Source organism: Lentzea sp. NPDC036955 (assembly GCF_055608005.1).
Window position 1 is genome coordinate 49,780 of the sequence record NZ_JBVJRC010000016.1, and the last position, 14,141, is coordinate 63,920.

Annotated in this window: 18 protein-coding genes; 13 read left to right on the top strand and 5 right to left on the bottom strand. The window is 68.5% G+C overall.

The genetic code is table 11. The features are described 5' to 3' along the window. Position 1: 1 nt before the first annotated feature. From ACZ7CF_RS39135 to ACZ7CF_RS39160, 6 genes are all read left to right on the top strand, one after another. Entirely contained in the window at positions 2–196 is a 195-nt protein-coding gene (locus tag ACZ7CF_RS39135) for a DUF3046 domain-containing protein (RefSeq protein ID WP_360398524.1), read from the top strand. A 147-nt stretch (positions 197–343) separates the two neighbouring features. Continuing rightward, positions 344–1,390: a recombinase RecA gene (gene recA / locus ACZ7CF_RS39140; RefSeq protein ID WP_360398522.1), complete on the top strand. Its 1,047-nt coding sequence runs from the start codon at positions 344–346 to the stop codon at positions 1,388–1,390. Between the two features lie 8 nt (positions 1,391–1,398). Next, positions 1,399–1,908: a regulatory protein RecX gene (locus tag ACZ7CF_RS39145; RefSeq protein WP_470372207.1), complete on the top strand. Its 510-nt coding sequence runs from the start codon at positions 1,399–1,401 to the stop codon at positions 1,906–1,908. A 5-nt stretch (positions 1,909–1,913) separates the two neighbouring features. Further along, on the top strand, positions 1,914–2,540 hold the full coding sequence (locus ACZ7CF_RS39150; protein WP_470372208.1) for a nucleotidyltransferase family protein: 627 nt from the start codon (positions 1,914–1,916) through the stop codon (positions 2,538–2,540). A gap of 45 nt (positions 2,541–2,585) precedes the next feature. Further along, entirely contained in the window at positions 2,586–3,041 is a 456-nt protein-coding gene (locus ACZ7CF_RS39155) for a MarR family winged helix-turn-helix transcriptional regulator (protein WP_360398516.1), read from the top strand. A 107-nt stretch (positions 3,042–3,148) separates the two neighbouring features. Further along, positions 3,149–3,949 carry an alpha/beta fold hydrolase gene (locus ACZ7CF_RS39160; protein WP_458433743.1) on the top strand — a complete coding sequence of 267 codons (801 nt, stop codon included), beginning with the start codon at positions 3,149–3,151 and terminating at the stop codon, positions 3,947–3,949. A gap of 54 nt (positions 3,950–4,003) precedes the next feature. On the opposite strand, the gene ACZ7CF_RS39165 is transcribed toward ACZ7CF_RS39160, so the two are convergent. Next, a complete protein-coding gene (locus ACZ7CF_RS39165) occupies positions 4,004–4,804 on the bottom strand; it encodes a S1 family peptidase (RefSeq protein WP_470372209.1) in 801 nt (266 codons plus the stop codon). Between the two features lie 252 nt (positions 4,805–5,056). Here ACZ7CF_RS39165 and ACZ7CF_RS39170 point away from each other — a divergent pair, with 252 nt between their 5' ends. The 3 genes from ACZ7CF_RS39170 to ACZ7CF_RS39180 are packed head-to-tail and all read left to right on the top strand — an operon-like array spanning position 5,057 to position 7,277. Further along, a complete protein-coding gene (locus ACZ7CF_RS39170) occupies positions 5,057–5,353 on the top strand; it encodes a hypothetical protein (protein ID WP_470372210.1) in 297 nt (98 codons plus the stop codon). Between the two features lie 42 nt (positions 5,354–5,395). After that, entirely contained in the window at positions 5,396–6,163 is a 768-nt protein-coding gene (locus tag ACZ7CF_RS39175; protein WP_470372211.1) for an RNA ligase family protein, read from the top strand. 46 nt (positions 6,164–6,209) lie between these two features. Beyond that, positions 6,210–7,277, top strand: coding sequence for an AAA family ATPase (locus tag ACZ7CF_RS39180; RefSeq protein ID WP_470372212.1), 1,068 nt, complete (start codon positions 6,210–6,212; stop codon positions 7,275–7,277). Between the two features lie 180 nt (positions 7,278–7,457). Here the strand turns inward: ACZ7CF_RS39180 and ACZ7CF_RS39185 are convergent, their stop codons facing one another. Beyond that, positions 7,458–8,168 carry a DUF4142 domain-containing protein gene (locus ACZ7CF_RS39185; protein ID WP_470372213.1) on the bottom strand — a complete coding sequence of 237 codons (711 nt, stop codon included), beginning with the start codon at positions 8,166–8,168 and terminating at the stop codon, positions 7,458–7,460. Between the two features lie 59 nt (positions 8,169–8,227). After that, positions 8,228–8,677: a DUF4142 domain-containing protein gene (locus ACZ7CF_RS39190; protein ID WP_470372214.1), complete on the bottom strand. Its 450-nt coding sequence runs from the start codon at positions 8,675–8,677 to the stop codon at positions 8,228–8,230. Between the two features lie 257 nt (positions 8,678–8,934). Between ACZ7CF_RS39190 and ACZ7CF_RS39195 the strand changes: the two genes are divergently transcribed. Together ACZ7CF_RS39195 and ACZ7CF_RS39200 are read left to right on the top strand one after the other, a co-directional pair. Continuing rightward, positions 8,935–9,717 carry a hypothetical protein gene (locus tag ACZ7CF_RS39195; protein WP_470372215.1) on the top strand — a complete coding sequence of 261 codons (783 nt, stop codon included), beginning with the start codon at positions 8,935–8,937 and terminating at the stop codon, positions 9,715–9,717. After that, positions 9,687–9,887, top strand: coding sequence for a helix-turn-helix domain-containing protein (locus ACZ7CF_RS39200; RefSeq protein ID WP_470372216.1), 201 nt, complete (start codon positions 9,687–9,689; stop codon positions 9,885–9,887). The genes ACZ7CF_RS39195 and ACZ7CF_RS39200 overlap by 31 nt, the downstream gene beginning before the upstream one ends. A 48-nt stretch (positions 9,888–9,935) precedes the next feature. Here ACZ7CF_RS39200 and eda read toward each other — a convergent pair whose 3' ends face one another. Then, positions 9,936–10,583 (bottom strand): bifunctional 4-hydroxy-2-oxoglutarate aldolase/2-dehydro-3-deoxy-phosphogluconate aldolase, encoded by a 648-nt coding sequence (eda, locus tag ACZ7CF_RS39205; protein WP_470372217.1) that lies wholly within the window; start codon positions 10,581–10,583, stop codon positions 9,936–9,938. Between the two features lie 333 nt (positions 10,584–10,916). After that, positions 10,917–12,773 (bottom strand): phosphogluconate dehydratase, encoded by a 1,857-nt coding sequence (gene edd, locus ACZ7CF_RS39210; protein ID WP_360398496.1) that lies wholly within the window; start codon positions 12,771–12,773, stop codon positions 10,917–10,919. A 228-nt stretch (positions 12,774–13,001) separates the two neighbouring features. Between edd and ACZ7CF_RS39215 the strand changes: the two genes are divergently transcribed. Both ACZ7CF_RS39215 and ACZ7CF_RS39220 read left to right on the top strand, forming a co-directional pair. Further along, positions 13,002–13,292 (top strand): hypothetical protein, encoded by a 291-nt coding sequence (locus ACZ7CF_RS39215; RefSeq protein ID WP_360398494.1) that lies wholly within the window; start codon positions 13,002–13,004, stop codon positions 13,290–13,292. A gap of 84 nt (positions 13,293–13,376) precedes the next feature. Then, positions 13,377–14,141: a hypothetical protein gene (locus tag ACZ7CF_RS39220; RefSeq protein WP_360398492.1), complete on the top strand. Its 765-nt coding sequence runs from the start codon at positions 13,377–13,379 to the stop codon at positions 14,139–14,141.

Genomic DNA, 14,141 nt, shown 5'->3' on the forward strand with positions numbered 1-14,141 from the left:
CGTGCGCCTCACCATGTTCCGCAAGCTGATGTCGGGGGAGTTCGGCGAGGTCAGGGGGGAGATGATCGCCCGCGACCACGTGCTGTCGTCGCTCGGCGGCCGCACCGCCGACCAGGCGCTGGAGGCCGGGATCGACGCGAAAGCGGTCTGGGTCGCCGTGTGCGAGGCGTTCGAAATCCCCGAAAACCGCCGCTGACCTCGCGGGCCGGAGTGTCACGTGTGCTCGAACACGTGTTCGGCTACAGTGGCCCCGACCCCCGGCTTCGCAAAATTGTCAGACCCCGCCAGTAGCGTCAGGTCCAACATGACGAAGCAACGGCAGACGACAAAAGGTGGACCCAAGATGGCACCCGCAGCACCCGACCGGGACAAGGCGCTCGAGCTGGCCCTGGCGCAGATCGACAAGCAGTTCGGCAAGGGCTCCGTGATGCGCCTCGGCGAAGAGGGCCGCGCCCCGATCGAGGTGATCCCGACCGGTGCGATCGCGCTGGACGTGGCGCTCGGCATCGGTGGTCTGCCGAGGGGTCGTGTCGTCGAGATCTACGGTCCGGAGTCCTCCGGTAAGACGACCGTGGCGCTGCACGCCGTGGCGAACGCCCAGAAGGCCGGTGGCATCGCGGCGTTCATCGACGCCGAGCACGCGCTCGACCCGGAGTACGCGAAGAAGCTGGGCGTCGACACCGACGCGCTGCTGGTCTCCCAGCCCGACACCGGTGAGCAGGCCCTGGAGATCGCGGACATGCTGGTCCGCTCCGGTGCGCTCGACATCCTGGTCATCGACTCGGTTGCCGCCCTCGTGCCGCGCGCCGAGATCGAGGGCGAGATGGGCGACAACCACGTCGGTCTGCAGGCCCGCCTGATGAGCCAGGCGCTGCGCAAGATCACCGGTGCGCTCAGCGCGTCCAACACGACCGCGATCTTCATCAACCAGCTGCGCGAGAAGATCGGCGTGATGTTCGGCTCCCCGGAGACCACGACCGGTGGTAAGGCGCTGAAGTTCTACGCCTCCGTGCGCCTGGACGTCCGCCGCATCGAGACCCTGAAGGACGGCGGCGAGCCCGTCGGCAACCGCACCAGGGTCAAGGTCGTGAAGAACAAGGTCGCGCCGCCGTTCAAGCAGGCCGAGTTCGACATCCTCTACGGCAAGGGCGTCAGCCGCGAGGGCTCGCTCATCGACATGGGCGTCGACCAGGGCATCCTGCGCAAGTCCGGTGCCTGGTACACCTACGAGGGCGACCAGCTCGGCCAGGGCAAGGAGAACGCCCGCAAGTTCCTGCTGGAGAACCCGGACATCGCGAACGAGATCGAGAAGCGGATCAAGGACAAGCTCGGCATCGGCGCCACGCTCGACGCCGACGAGTCGGCACCCGCGGCTCCCGTCGAGTTCTGAGTTCCGCGTTGGACGAGGCTGAGGAGCAGCGCAAGGCGCGCGACATCTGCTACGCGCTGCTCGCCGCTCGTGCCCGGTCCCGGCGCGAGCTGCACGACGCGTTGCTGCGCAAGGGGATCAGCGAAGGCGTGGCCGAGGTCGTCCTCGGCAAGTTCGACCGCGCCGGCCTGATCGACGACGCGCAGTTCGCGGAGATGTGGGTGCAGTCGCGGCACAACTACAACGGTCTCGGCCGCCGCGCCCTCACCATGGAGCTGCGCCGCAAGGGCGTCGCCGACGAGGTGGTGGCCGAGGCCGTCGCCGCCGTCGACGGTGAGGCCGAGGAGGAGAAGGCCCGCGAGCTGGTCCGCAAACGGCTGCGCACCATGTCCGGTGTGGACGAGACGGCGAAGATACGCCGTCTCGTGGGGGCGTTGGCGCGCAAGGGATACGCGGAAGGCCTTGCGTACCGGGTGGTGCGCGACGAGCTGCGTGCCGCCGGGGACGAGGCCTCGGCGCTGGACGAGCCTTGGTCGTAGGCCCCGTGCAGAACGGGGCCGCGCTCGCCCGGTTACCGGTGGACGACCAGGTCATGGCGTTGCGTGCGGTCCTCGCACGCAACGAGCTGCTGGTCGAGGTCCTGACCCGGGCCGCGGGACTGGGCCTGCCGGGTTGGTACCTCACGGCGGGCTGCGTGGTCCAGACGGTGTGGAACGTCGTCACCGGCCGCCCGCCGGGCGAGGGCATCAAGGACTACGACCTGTTCTACTTCGACGACTCCGACCTCGGCTGGGCCGCCGAGAACGAGGTCATCGAGGCCGGCGAGCGGGTCTTCGGCGACCTGCCGGTGGACGTCGAGATCCGCAACGAGGCTCGTGTGCACCTCTGGTACGAGGACCGGTTCGGGGTGCCCTGCGCGCCCCACACCTCAACCGAGGCGGCCATCGACTCGTTCGCCGCCACAACCTGTTGCGTGGGCATCAGGCTCGAAGGCAACCGGTGGAGGGTCTACGCGCCACACGGGCTGGCCGACGTGTTCACCCTCGTAGTCCGCCCGAACCCGGTGCTCGCTCCTCGCGGTGTCTACGAGGAGAAGACCCGGCGGTGGCGTGCTCAGTGGCCGGAGCTGACTGTGCTCCCGTGGCCCGAACCGGTGATCGACGGCCGGTGACCGATCTTGCCGCTCGTCCGGTTCGTCACGAGTAGCCTGAACCACGTGAGCACCACTCCCGAGGCGTCGCCCGCTGTGACCCCCACGGTCTCCGAACTGCTGTGCTTCGACCTCTACACGACGTCGCGGGCGGTCACCGGGTTCTACCGGCCGATCCTGGACAAGGCCGGCATCACCTACCCGCAGTTCCTGGTGATGCTGCTGCTGTGGGAGCGGGACTCGCGGCCGATCAGGGAGCTCGTCCAGGAGCTCGACCTGGAGTACAGCACCCTGTCGCCGTTGATCAAACGGCTGGAGAAGAGCGGGCTGCTGGTGCGCGTCACGCACCCCGATGACGAGCGTTCGGTGCTGGTCCAGCTCACCGACAAGGGCCGTGAGCTCAGGTGGATCGGTGCGGAGATCACCACCCGGCTGAGCCAGGCGCTCGGCATGGACGCCCAGGAGATCGAGGTCCTGCGCAAGGCCCTGCACCGGGTGAAGCACGGCGCCGAACGCCAGTGAGCTGAATTACATCGCGTACGAGGTAACTCGTCCGGTAGCTTACATCGTGCACGACTTAATCGAGCGCGATGCACCATCACCCGGTGCCGGACGAGAGTGAGAGAGCAATGCGAGTTCGCAAGGTTTTCGCCGTTCTGGGGACCCTGCTGGCCCTGGCCGCCGCCGTTCCGTCGGGTGCCGGTGCCGCGGAGAAGACCGAGAAGCCCGGCGCCAAGAAGCCGACCATCGTGCTGGTGCACGGCGCGTTCGCGGACGCCTCCAGCTGGAACGGGGTCGTGGAACGCCTGCAGCGCAAGGGATTCCCGGTCGTCGCGGTGGCGAACCCGCTGCGCGGCCTGACCTACGACGCCAACTACCTGCGCAGGGTCCTCGCCTCGATCGAGGGTCCCGTCGTGCTGGCCGGTCACTCCTACGGCGGCATGGTCGGGTCGCAGGCCGCGCTGGGCAACCAGAACGTGAAGTCGCTGGTCTACGTCGCCGCGTTCGCTCCGGAGAAGGGCGAGAGCGCGCTGGAGCTGTCGAACAAGTTCCCCGGCAGCACGCTCGGCGACACGCTGCAGGTCATCGACCTCGGTGACGGCACCAAGGACCTCGCGATCCAGCAGGACGAGTACTGGCAGCAGTTCGCCGCCGACGTCCCGCGCCGTGAGGCGACGCTGGCCGCGGCGACGCAGCGGCCGGTCAACGACTCCGCGCTGTCGGAGGGCGCCGGTGAGCCCGCGTGGCACGCGATCCCGTCGTACTTCGTGAACGCGGGCAAGGACAAGAACATCCCGGTCGCAGCGCAGCGGTGGATGGCCGAGCGCGCCCACGCCAAGGCCGTCGTCGAGGTCCGCGACGCCTCGCACTCGGTCGCGGTGTCGCACCCGGAGGCCGTCGCCGACATGATCGTCCGCGCGGCGCGGTAGTGCGCGGACCAGGAACCCGGGACGCGGCAAGGGGCGTCCCGGCTTCCGCCGTGCCTACGGCTTCGCGACCGCGCAGTCCGGCAACGACAGGTCGAGCGTCGTTCCGGGACCGAAGCAGGAGACGAAGCCGAACGTCTGCTGGCCGTAGTTGATGCCGCGCCGGACGGTCACCTGGCCGGCGGCGTCCACCTCGCACGGGTTGTTCATCGTGCAGCGGCCACCGCTCTCGTTGCCGGTGTTGTTGACGCCGACGACCTTGCCGCTGGTGTTGTCGATGATCGGCGAACCCGAGGTTCCGCCGATCGTGTTGCACGCGGACGTGTAGCGGATGGAGTCGCGCCAGGTCCAGGCGTCCTCCCTGAGCTGGTGCACGAACCCGTCGATCTGGCAGGAGTAGATCCGCTTCCAGTAGCCGGAGACGACACGGATGTCCGTCTGGGCAACGGGGTGCGAGGCCGACAGTTCCAGCGCACGGCTGCCGTACTGCTGCTGGATCTGCCCGTAGGTCGTGTTGAGCTGGTAGAGCGCGGCGTCCGTGCCCGTCATCGTCGCGTAGACGAGCTTGGTGCCGGTGAGGGTCGCGATCTTCGAGCCGGACCCGCCGAGCAGGCTGAAGCTGCGGGACACGGTCTGGTTGACGATCACCTCGCCGGCCTTCATCAGCTTGACGCAGTGCCCGTTGGTGAGCACGAGCGCCTTGTCCGCCGCCGTCGAGGACGGCAGCCGGACCAGTGAGCCGGAGCAGTTGTTGAGCGCCACGATGCCGGTGAAGTCGACAGCGGCCTGAGCGGGTGCCGTCGTCACGCCGAGCGCGGCGATCGCCGCGAGCAGGGTTCCGAGGAGTCGTCGTGCCATTGCAGGGTCCTTTCGGGAAATGGCATCCAACCGGGCCAGCGTGTACGGATCGTATCCGCGCCGCTACCTTCGGAAGTCGGGTGCCGCGCCCGCGTTAACTCGATCGGGCGGTGTCCGTAGGTGGATCTCCGCGCTGTTCGTGCTGTTCACGGCCGGTGTCGTGGTCGGCCTGCCGTGGAATGTGGCGGGTAACGGGCGAAGCAGACCAATCGACTTGGTGATCACACTTCGCAACCGCCCAGAGAGCACGTGATGACCTACCCGACGCAGTCCGTCCACGTCCCGCCGAAGCCGGCCCGGTTCGGTGCGCTCGCGTGGACCGCGATGATCCTCGGAACAGCCGGTGTCGTCGGCCCGCCGGTCATCATCTTCAACAACGTCACCGCCATCGCCGCGTTCGTCGGACTGGTGCTCGGCAACGACGCGCAGTTCAACGGGCAGAAGGCGGAACGGGTGTTCGACACCGCCGGCACGCAGCCGGGCGAGATGCAGCTCGTGTTCGAACCGAGCTTCGGCTCCGACAAGGCGGCGTTCGTCGGCCAGGCGTAAACCGTTCGCCCCCGCCTGCCGCGGCGAGCTACAAATCGGGGCATGTTGCGCAAGTACCCGCGGACGCCCCACCTCCAGGGCTCGCGCCTGCAACCGGGCGACGAGGACCTCGACCAGGTGCCGTTCCGTGCGATCGCGGGACGGCACCTCGTCGTCGAGGAGAAGCTCGACGGTGCCAACGCGGGCATCAGCTTCACGCCCGACGGCGTGCTGCGGCTCCAGTCCCGCGGCCACTACCTGACCGGTGGGCCGCGCGAACGGCAGTTCGCGCCGCTCAAGGCGTGGGCCGCGACGCATCAGGCGGTGCTGCACGAACGGCTCGGCTCACGTTTCGTGCTGTACGGGGAATGGTTGTACGCCAAGCACACCGTGTTCTACGACGCGCTGCCGCACCACTTCTGCGAGTTCGACCTGCTCGACCGGGAGACCGGCGAGTTCCTGTCCACTCCGGAACGCCGGCGCGTGCTCGCGGGTACGCCCGTGGTGTCCGTGCCCGTGCTGCACGAAGGTCCGTTGCGGACGCTCAAGGACCTGAAGGCGTTGGTCGGGCCGTCGACGTGCCGCACGGCGCGATGGCGTGACGTCTTGGTGGAGGCGGCGCGCTCGGCCGGACAGGACCCGGATGTCGTTGTCGCGGAAACGGATTCCGACGACGACATGGAAGGCCTCTACATCAAGGTGGAGGAGGACGGTCGTACGGTCGAGCGGTACAAGTGGGTGCGCCCGACGTTCCTCACCGCCGTGCTGGACTCGGGCAGCCATTGGCAGGACCGGCCTGTCCTGCCGAACCGGGTGGTGGACCGTGTTTGAGCAGCTCTGCCCAGCCGGTCCATCGTGGACGCTGGACTGGGATGCGGTGCGTGACGAGTTCGCCTGGGTGCGCGCGTTGGAAGGTGTTCCGCAGGACTCGGTGCATCACGCCGAGGGAGACGTTGCGACGCACACGCGAATGGCGTGCGAGGCGTTGGCCGAGCTGCCGGAGTGGCGGGCGCGACCGGAGGCGGACCGGGTGCGGTTGTTCGCGGCGGTGCTGCTGCACGACGTGGCAAAACCGTTCCGCACGCAGGTCGAGGACGGCCGGATCACCGCACACGGCCACTCGCGGGCCGGGGACCTGATGGCGCGCCGGCTGCTGTGGGAGATGGGGCGGCCGATCGAGTGGCGTGAGCACGTCGCCGCTCTGGTGCGCCACCACCAGGTGCCGTTCTGGGCGCTGGAACGGCCGGACCTCGACCGCATCGCGTTCCGGGTGAGCCTGCTCGCGCGCAACGACGACCTGGCGACGCTCGCCCGCGCCGACATCCTCGGCCGGATCTGCGGTGACGCCGCGTCGGTGCTGGAGAACATCGCGCTGTTCGAGGAGTACTGCCGCGAACGCGCGTGCCTGGACCGGCCGCGGGAGTTCCCGTCGGACCACGCCCGGTTCCAGTACTTCCGAACGCCCGGCCGCGACCCCGGTTACGCCGCCTACGACGACACGCGCGTCGAGGTGACCGTGCTGTCGGGTCTGCCCGGTGTCGGGAAGGACCACTGGATTGCCACCCATCGGCCGGGCTGGCCCGTGGTGAGTTTGGACGCCGTGCGCACACGGCTCGGTATCGCTCCCGATGGCGACCAACGGGCCGTGGCGGCGGCTGCGTTCGAAGAAGCGCGGGTGCTGCTGCGGGCGGGGGAGCGGTTCGTGTGGAACGCGACCAACATCTCGCGGCAGCTCCGTGACCGTTGCATCGGGCTCGCGGCGGACTACCGCGCGCGCGTCACGCTCGTCGGGCTGGAAGCACCGAAGGACGTGATCCACGCCCGCAACCGCTCCCGTCCGGAACCCGTGCCGGCCGCCGTGATCGACCGGCTCGTCGACAGGTGGGAAGCCGTCGACCCCACCGAGGCACACATCGTCGACCGCGTCGACACCTCCCACTGCTGACGACCTCGTCATCCGACAGCTGGCGAACTCATACCGCGCTGACCTGGCCTCTAGCAACCAGTCTTTTGACGACGACCGCAAACGAGTCATTGCAAAGGCTGCTTCCGGTGGGTGCAGAGCTACAGCGAGAGCTAAGGGCGGAGTGCTGATATATCGGTTGGCGAGCGCTCAGCCGATATATCAGCGGCGGTGCTCGCCGTGGTGGCCGACGGCGCGGACGAGCCAGAGGGTTCCGGCGCCGACGACGACGAGCACGGCGATGCCGGTGAGGAAGCCGATGCTCGTGGAGGAATCGTCGGGTGACGGCGGGATGTTCTGCTTGGCCTGGGCGACCGGTGCCTCGGTCATCTGCAGGGACGTCGCCTTCACCAGGCCCGTGCTCTCCAGCAGCAGCATGTGCTTGAGCAGGAGCGTCAGGCCGGTCTGCGCGGCGGTGCGGGCGGGGGCACTCCTGGTCGTTGCGCGAGCTTGGGCGACCTCGACGATGAGCGAGCCGTCCGCGGCGCGCGCCAGGTTCGCGAACATGCGGTCGAGCTCATCGCCCGAGCTGGACGAGACGGCGTTCGCCCACGACTTCTGCTCGGCCGTCGGCTCCGCCGGCAGAGCCACGCCGAGCTGCGCGGCGGCGTCGGTCACCGCCCGGGACAGCTGGGTGTGCTCGGCGGCGAGCTGACCCGCCACCTTGCGGACCTGGGCGTCCCTGCCCCGGTCGGAGACCTCCCGGCTGGTCGGCTTCTGCCACAGCGAATGCCGGGCGAGCAGCACCAGTACCTCGCGGTCCGGCGGTTCCACGTTCTGGCCGATCGCCCGCACCGAGTTCACCTGCGCCTTGGCGGTCACCAACTCGAAGGCGGACGGGTCGGCCAAGCCGGTGTTCTCCAATGTCGTCATGGTGCGGACGAGGGTTTGCACGGTCTGGTGGGTGAGCGTGCGAATTTCGGTGTTCTGCGTCAGTGCTCGCGTTTTCTGGCTGTCACCAAAAGGCCGCCTTGGACCTGTCGCACGATCGTCGCATAAGCGCGGTCGTGGTTGTCCCCGGTGCGTTCGGCCATCTCCCGGATGAGTGACAGGTGTTCACTTCTCACATCGTTCGGCAGGACGGTGCCAAGTTCCGAAGCGGCTTTCAGCAGGTCGACGTCGAGTCGTGAGTGTCCCTCGAAAACTTCCCTCGCGGCGTTGCTCAGTCCGGTGTTCGTAGTGCGCGCCGGAGCGTCTTTGCTCACCGGAACTAACCACGAGTCGGCTTGGCGGAGCGACACCATGAACTGGCGGTCTGAATCCTGCAGATCCGCCGACTGGCCGTGTGCTGGAACCGTTCCGAGAAATCCCCAGGAAAGTGCTGCAGACAGCAAGGTGAAAAGCGCTGCCTTCTTGCTCGGCGTACCCGGCCGGTGACCCATAGTGCCCGTTCCTCGCCGTGATCGAGCTGCCTTCGAAGGTGATACGGGCTGGTGGGGTGGTAGTTCACGGCAGGTGCGCACTCTCTATGTGACATGTATCACAGAAGCTTTCGCGAACCATTCGACACTGATTTACGTATCCAAGGGATTTTCGTGTTCACGGGGTAGTATCGATGCGATTCCGCTCGGCCACCGAGTCGCTAGGCCAGCCGCCCCCAGCGAACACGTCGCCGATATTCGGGGAGGACGCAACCTTCATGGTTGACCAGGGCAAGGTCGCACAAGCCCATCAGGACGAAGAATTGCTCACGCTGCTCTACGGGCAGTTCCAGCGGATGCTGTACTCGCAGGTCTTGTGCCTGACCGACTACGACCGCCAGTGGACAGAGGACGTTGTTCAGGAGACGTTGATCAGGGCCTGGCAGAACTCGGCGCACCTCGTCGGTACGTTTCGTAAACAGCCGAGCGGTGCTCATCACTCAATTGGCGCACGACATCGGGTCACTGCGAACGGGGAACTGTTGCAGCACATCAACGTCCTCTACGCGCGGGGCCGGCTCAAGCTCGCGTCGTGCCACGCGGAGGGCGCGCTAGAGGACCTGCTGGAAGCCGGTCGCCGCCTGGCCGCGCGGGAGATGCCGAACCCGGCGCTGATGGCGTGGCGGCACCACGCCGTGCGCGCGCACCTGGTGGTGGGCAACCGGGATGACGCCGCGCGGCTCGCGCACGAGGAGTTCGACCTGGCCAAGCGGTGGGGGTCGCCGCGGGTGGTCGGGACGGCGTTGATGAGCGTCGGCATCAGCACCGACGACGCCGACGTCCTCGCCGAGGCCGAACAGGTGCTCGCCGGGACACCGCACCGGCTGCTGCACGCGCAGTCGCTGTACTGGCTGGGCACCACCTGCGCCGCAAGGGCCGCACCGACGCCGCGGCCCCGCACCTGCGCCGTGCGTTCGACCTGGCCCGCCGGCTCAGCGCGCACCCGCTGGCCAAGCTCGCGGGTGACGAGGTGCGCGACGGCGACCAAGTGCAGTGCCTGACCAGGCAGGAGAACCGGGTCGCGCGGATGGCGGCGCAGGGGCAGACGAACCGGCAGATCGCCGAGGCCCTGCACCTCACCCGCCGCACGGTCGAGCTGCACCTATCGAGCGCCTACCGCAAGCTCGGCATCACGGGACGGGCCGAGCTCGTCGCAGCTCTGTGGTCCTGAACCGATGAGCACGGCGCCTTTCGACGCCGTGCTCGTGGCGGTGTCGGGCTAGCCGAGCTGGCTCGCCTCGCGGGCGAGGGTTTCGACGCGGTCCCAGTCGCCTGCCTGCAGGGCGTCCTTGGGAGCGAGCCAGGAGCCGCCGACGCAGCCCACGTTGGGCAGCTTCAGGTAGTTCGGCGCCGTCTGCGGGGTGATGCCGCCGGTGGGGCAGAACCGGACGTGCGGGATCGGGCCGCCGATCGACTTCAGGTAGTCGACGCCGCCCGCGGCCTCGGCCGGGAAGAACTTGAGCGCGTCGAGCCCGCGTTCCACCAACCGCATCACCTCGGACACGGTCGCGGCACCGGGCAGGTACGGCAGCCCGGTCGCGTCGGCGGCGTCGAGGACCCGGTCGGTCGTGCCGGGCGTGACGAGGAACGCCGCCCCCGCCTTCGCCGCCTGCTCGGCGTGCTCGGGCGCGGTGACGGTGCCCGCGCCGATCACGATCTCCGGCACCTCGCGGGCGACGTTCTCGATCGCGGCAAGCGCGGCCGGCGTGCGCAGCGTGAGCTCGATGACGCGGACGCCCCCGCGCAGCAGTGCCTGCGCGAGCGGCACGGCGTGGTCGGCGTCGTCGACCACGACGACGGGGATGACGGGCGACAACGCGAGCAGGTCCGCCCCGGTGGTCGCCCTCGAAATGTCACCGCTGGTCACTGGTGCTCTCCTTGATCGAAAACCGATATATCGCGTGCTGCGTGCTGTGCCGCCCACCCTGCTGCAGCGGTCTCGCGGATGCAAAGCCGAACTCGTTGTCGTGCCGAGTTCACCGACCCCGGATGCAAAAAACGTTTGCGGACGTCCGCAAAAGACTGGTTGCAAAGCTCGTTGAGCTGGGCGGCCGGTGAGCGGGCGGAGCTAGTGAGCGGGTAGCTCGACGCCGCCGTCCCGAGCTTCGACGCGCCTTAGCAATGACTCGTTTGCGGTCGACCGCAAACGAGTCATTGCTAAGGCGCAGGTCAGCGAGCAGGGGAGGCGGCAATATATGGGCTAGTGGTGGGTGACCGGGGCGAAGTGGTCGGCGGTGATGGGGCCGAACACGGTGGCTCCGCGATCGGCCGGGCCGACGCTCCGGCGCAGTGCCGCGAAGAGCTCGCGGCCCGTGCCGACCCATTCGCGGCCGGTCGGCGGGAAGTCGACGAGCGGGCGTTCGGCGAGCTCGTCGGCGGAGACCTGGACCTCGAGGGTTCCGGCGGTGGCGTCGAGGCGGACGACGTCACCGTCGCGGACCCGGCCGAGCGGGCCACCGATGGCGGCTTCCGGGGTGAGCTGGATGGCGGCCGGGATCTTGCCAGAAGCGCCGGACATGCGGCCGTCGGTCACGAGCGCGACCCGGTAGCCGCGGTCCATCAGCACGCCCAGCGGCGGGGTCAGCTTGTGCAGCTCGGGCATGCCGTTGGCCTGCGGGCCCTGCTGGCGGACGACGACGACCACGTCCCGGTCGAGCTCGCCGGCCTTGAACGCCTCCTGGAACGCCTCCTGCGTGGTGAACACGCGGGCGGGGGCCTCGACGACGTGGTTCTCCTCCGCCACCGCCGACACCTTGATGACGGAACGGCCGAGGTTGCCCGACAGCATCCGCAGGCCACCGTCGGCGGCGAACGGGGCCGAGGCGGGGCGCAGGACGTTCTCGTCGAGGCTGTGACCGGGGCCGTCGAGCCACACCAGCTCGCCGTCCACCAGCGCCGGCTCCTGGCGGTAGCGGTCCAGGCCGAAGCCCGCCACGGTGTTCACGTCACCGTGCAGCAGGCCCGCGTCGAGCAGCGTGCCCACCACGAACTGCACGCCGCCCGCGGCCTGGAAGTGGTTGATGTCGGCGCTGCCGTTCGGGTAGACCCGCGCGATCAGCGGCACGACCGACGACAGGTCGGAGAAGTCGTCCCAGCTCAGCTCGATGCCAGCCGCCGCGGCCACCGCCACGAGGTGCATCGTGTGGTTCGTCGAGCCGCCGGTCGCCAGCAGCGCCACCACGCCGTTGACGACGGCCTTCTCGTCGACGATGTGCGCGATCGGCGTGTACGACTCGCCCTTGGCCATCTCGACGGCACGGCGGCCCGCGTGCTCGGTCAGCGCGCGGCGCAACGGCGTGCCCGGCGGCACGAACGACGCGCCCGGCAGGTGCAGGCCCATGACCTCGACGACCATCTGGTTCGAGTTCGCGGTGCCGTAGAACGTGCAGGTGCCGGGGGAGTGGTACGACGCGGCCTCGGCGTCGAGCAGCTCCTCGCGGGTCGCCTTGCCCTCCGCGTACAGCTGCCGGACGCGGGCCTTCTCCTTGTTCGACAGACCCGACTCCATCGGTCCTGCGGGCACTAGGATCGACGGCAGGTGGCCGAACGACAGGGCGCCGATCAGCAGGCCCGGCACGATCTTGTCGCACACGCCGAGCAGCACGGCGGCGTCGAACATCTCGTGCGACAGCGCGACACCGGTGGACATGGCGATGACGTCGCGGCTGAACAGCGACAGCTCCATGCCCTCACGGCCCTGCGTGATGCCGTCGCACATCGCGGGCACACCGCCCGCGAACTGGGACACCCCGCCGGCGGCGCGGACCGAGTCCTTGATCCAGGAGGGGTACTCCTGGAACGGCTGGTGGGCCGACAGCATGTCGTTGTAGGAGGACACGATCGCGATGTTCGACTTGCGCAGCGCGCGCAGCGCGGCCTTGTCGCCACCGGTGATCCCGGCGAAGCCGTGCGCGAGGTTGCTGCACGCGAAGCCGGACCGGGACGTGCCGTCCTGCGCGGCCGCGGTCACTCGTTCGAGGTAGACGCGGCGGGAGTCCGCGCTGCGGGCGGCAATCCTGCGTGTCACCTCGGTCAGTACGGGATGCACAGCGCTCATGGGGATCTCCGGGTCATCACGGGCCGTGGTGGGGCCCTTACGAGACGACAACGGTGGCGTCCCACAGACGGGCGTGACGCCACACACAGTAAGTCATGGCTGGTCGCCGACACAAAAACGATTCAGTAAGTGGGAGGCGGCCAGTGTCGAATGTTGGCGTGTGGTGCTTGTCACATGGCTTGAGATTGGGCAGAGTGCGGGGCACGACCTTGGAACGGAGGTGTCCCCATGACGTCCACGGAGATCGTCGAACTGCGCCGGGTCATCGGTCAGATGCGGCACTGCGTCAGCTCGCTGCGAGCCAGGTACGGCGATGTGGCGGCCGTGCAGCGGCTCGCCAACGACGTTGAACGCATGGACATCGACGCCACCGAGCTCGTCGACCTGAGCACCCCGAGGCAGCGTGAAGCGCCTCTGGTGGAACGCGAGGTCGTGGTCGTGCCAGACACGCCCTACGACGAGTCGTTGTGGAAGGACGCGGACGACGAAGGACTCGGTGGCTACCGGCACCGGACCTGATCCGAGCTGATCACACGGCCCCCGCCTGACGCGGGGGCCGCTGTCGTTCCTCCACAACGGCGTGGACCCCCAGAAAGGTGAGCAATGGCGAGGGCAGAGATCGCCGCCAGGACTCTGCGCACGGACCGATGGTGGTTGCCGCCGCTGACGACATTCGTCGGGCTGCTGCTCATCTCGATCTACGCGGCGTTCCGCACGTTCCAGGGGGACTACTACTGGGTCGACCAGTACCACTACCTCACACCGATGTACTCCCCGTGCCTCACCGAGGAGTGCATCCCGGCAGCCTCGCACTTCGGCCAGTGGTTCCCCGCACTGCCCGGCTTCCTGACCCCGCCGCTGCTGATCATCCCGTTCCTGCTGGGCTTCCGGATCACCTGCTACTACTACCGCAAGGCCTACTACCGCGCGGCCTGGGCGTCACCGCCCGCCTGCGCCGTGGCCGAGCCGCACTCGAAGTACACCGGCGAGACCCGGTTCCCGCTGATCGCGCAGAACCTGCACCGCTACTTCTTCTACGCGGCCTCGCTCCTGCTGCTGATCAACATCTACGACGCGGTGCTCGCGTTCGGCACCGGCCTGGGCCTCGGCAACATCATCCTGCTCGTCAACGTCAGCCTCCTTGCCGCGTACACGCTGTCGTGCCACTCGTGCCGCCACATCGCCGGCGGCCGGCTCAAGCACTTCTCCAAGCACCCGGTCCGGTACTGGATGTGGACGCAGATCTCGAAGCTCAACAACCGGCACATGCAGCTCGCGTGGGCCTCGCTGATCTTCGTCTGCCTCACCGACCTCTACGTCGCGCTGGTCGCCTCGGGAACGATCTCCGACCTCCGCTTCATCAACTAA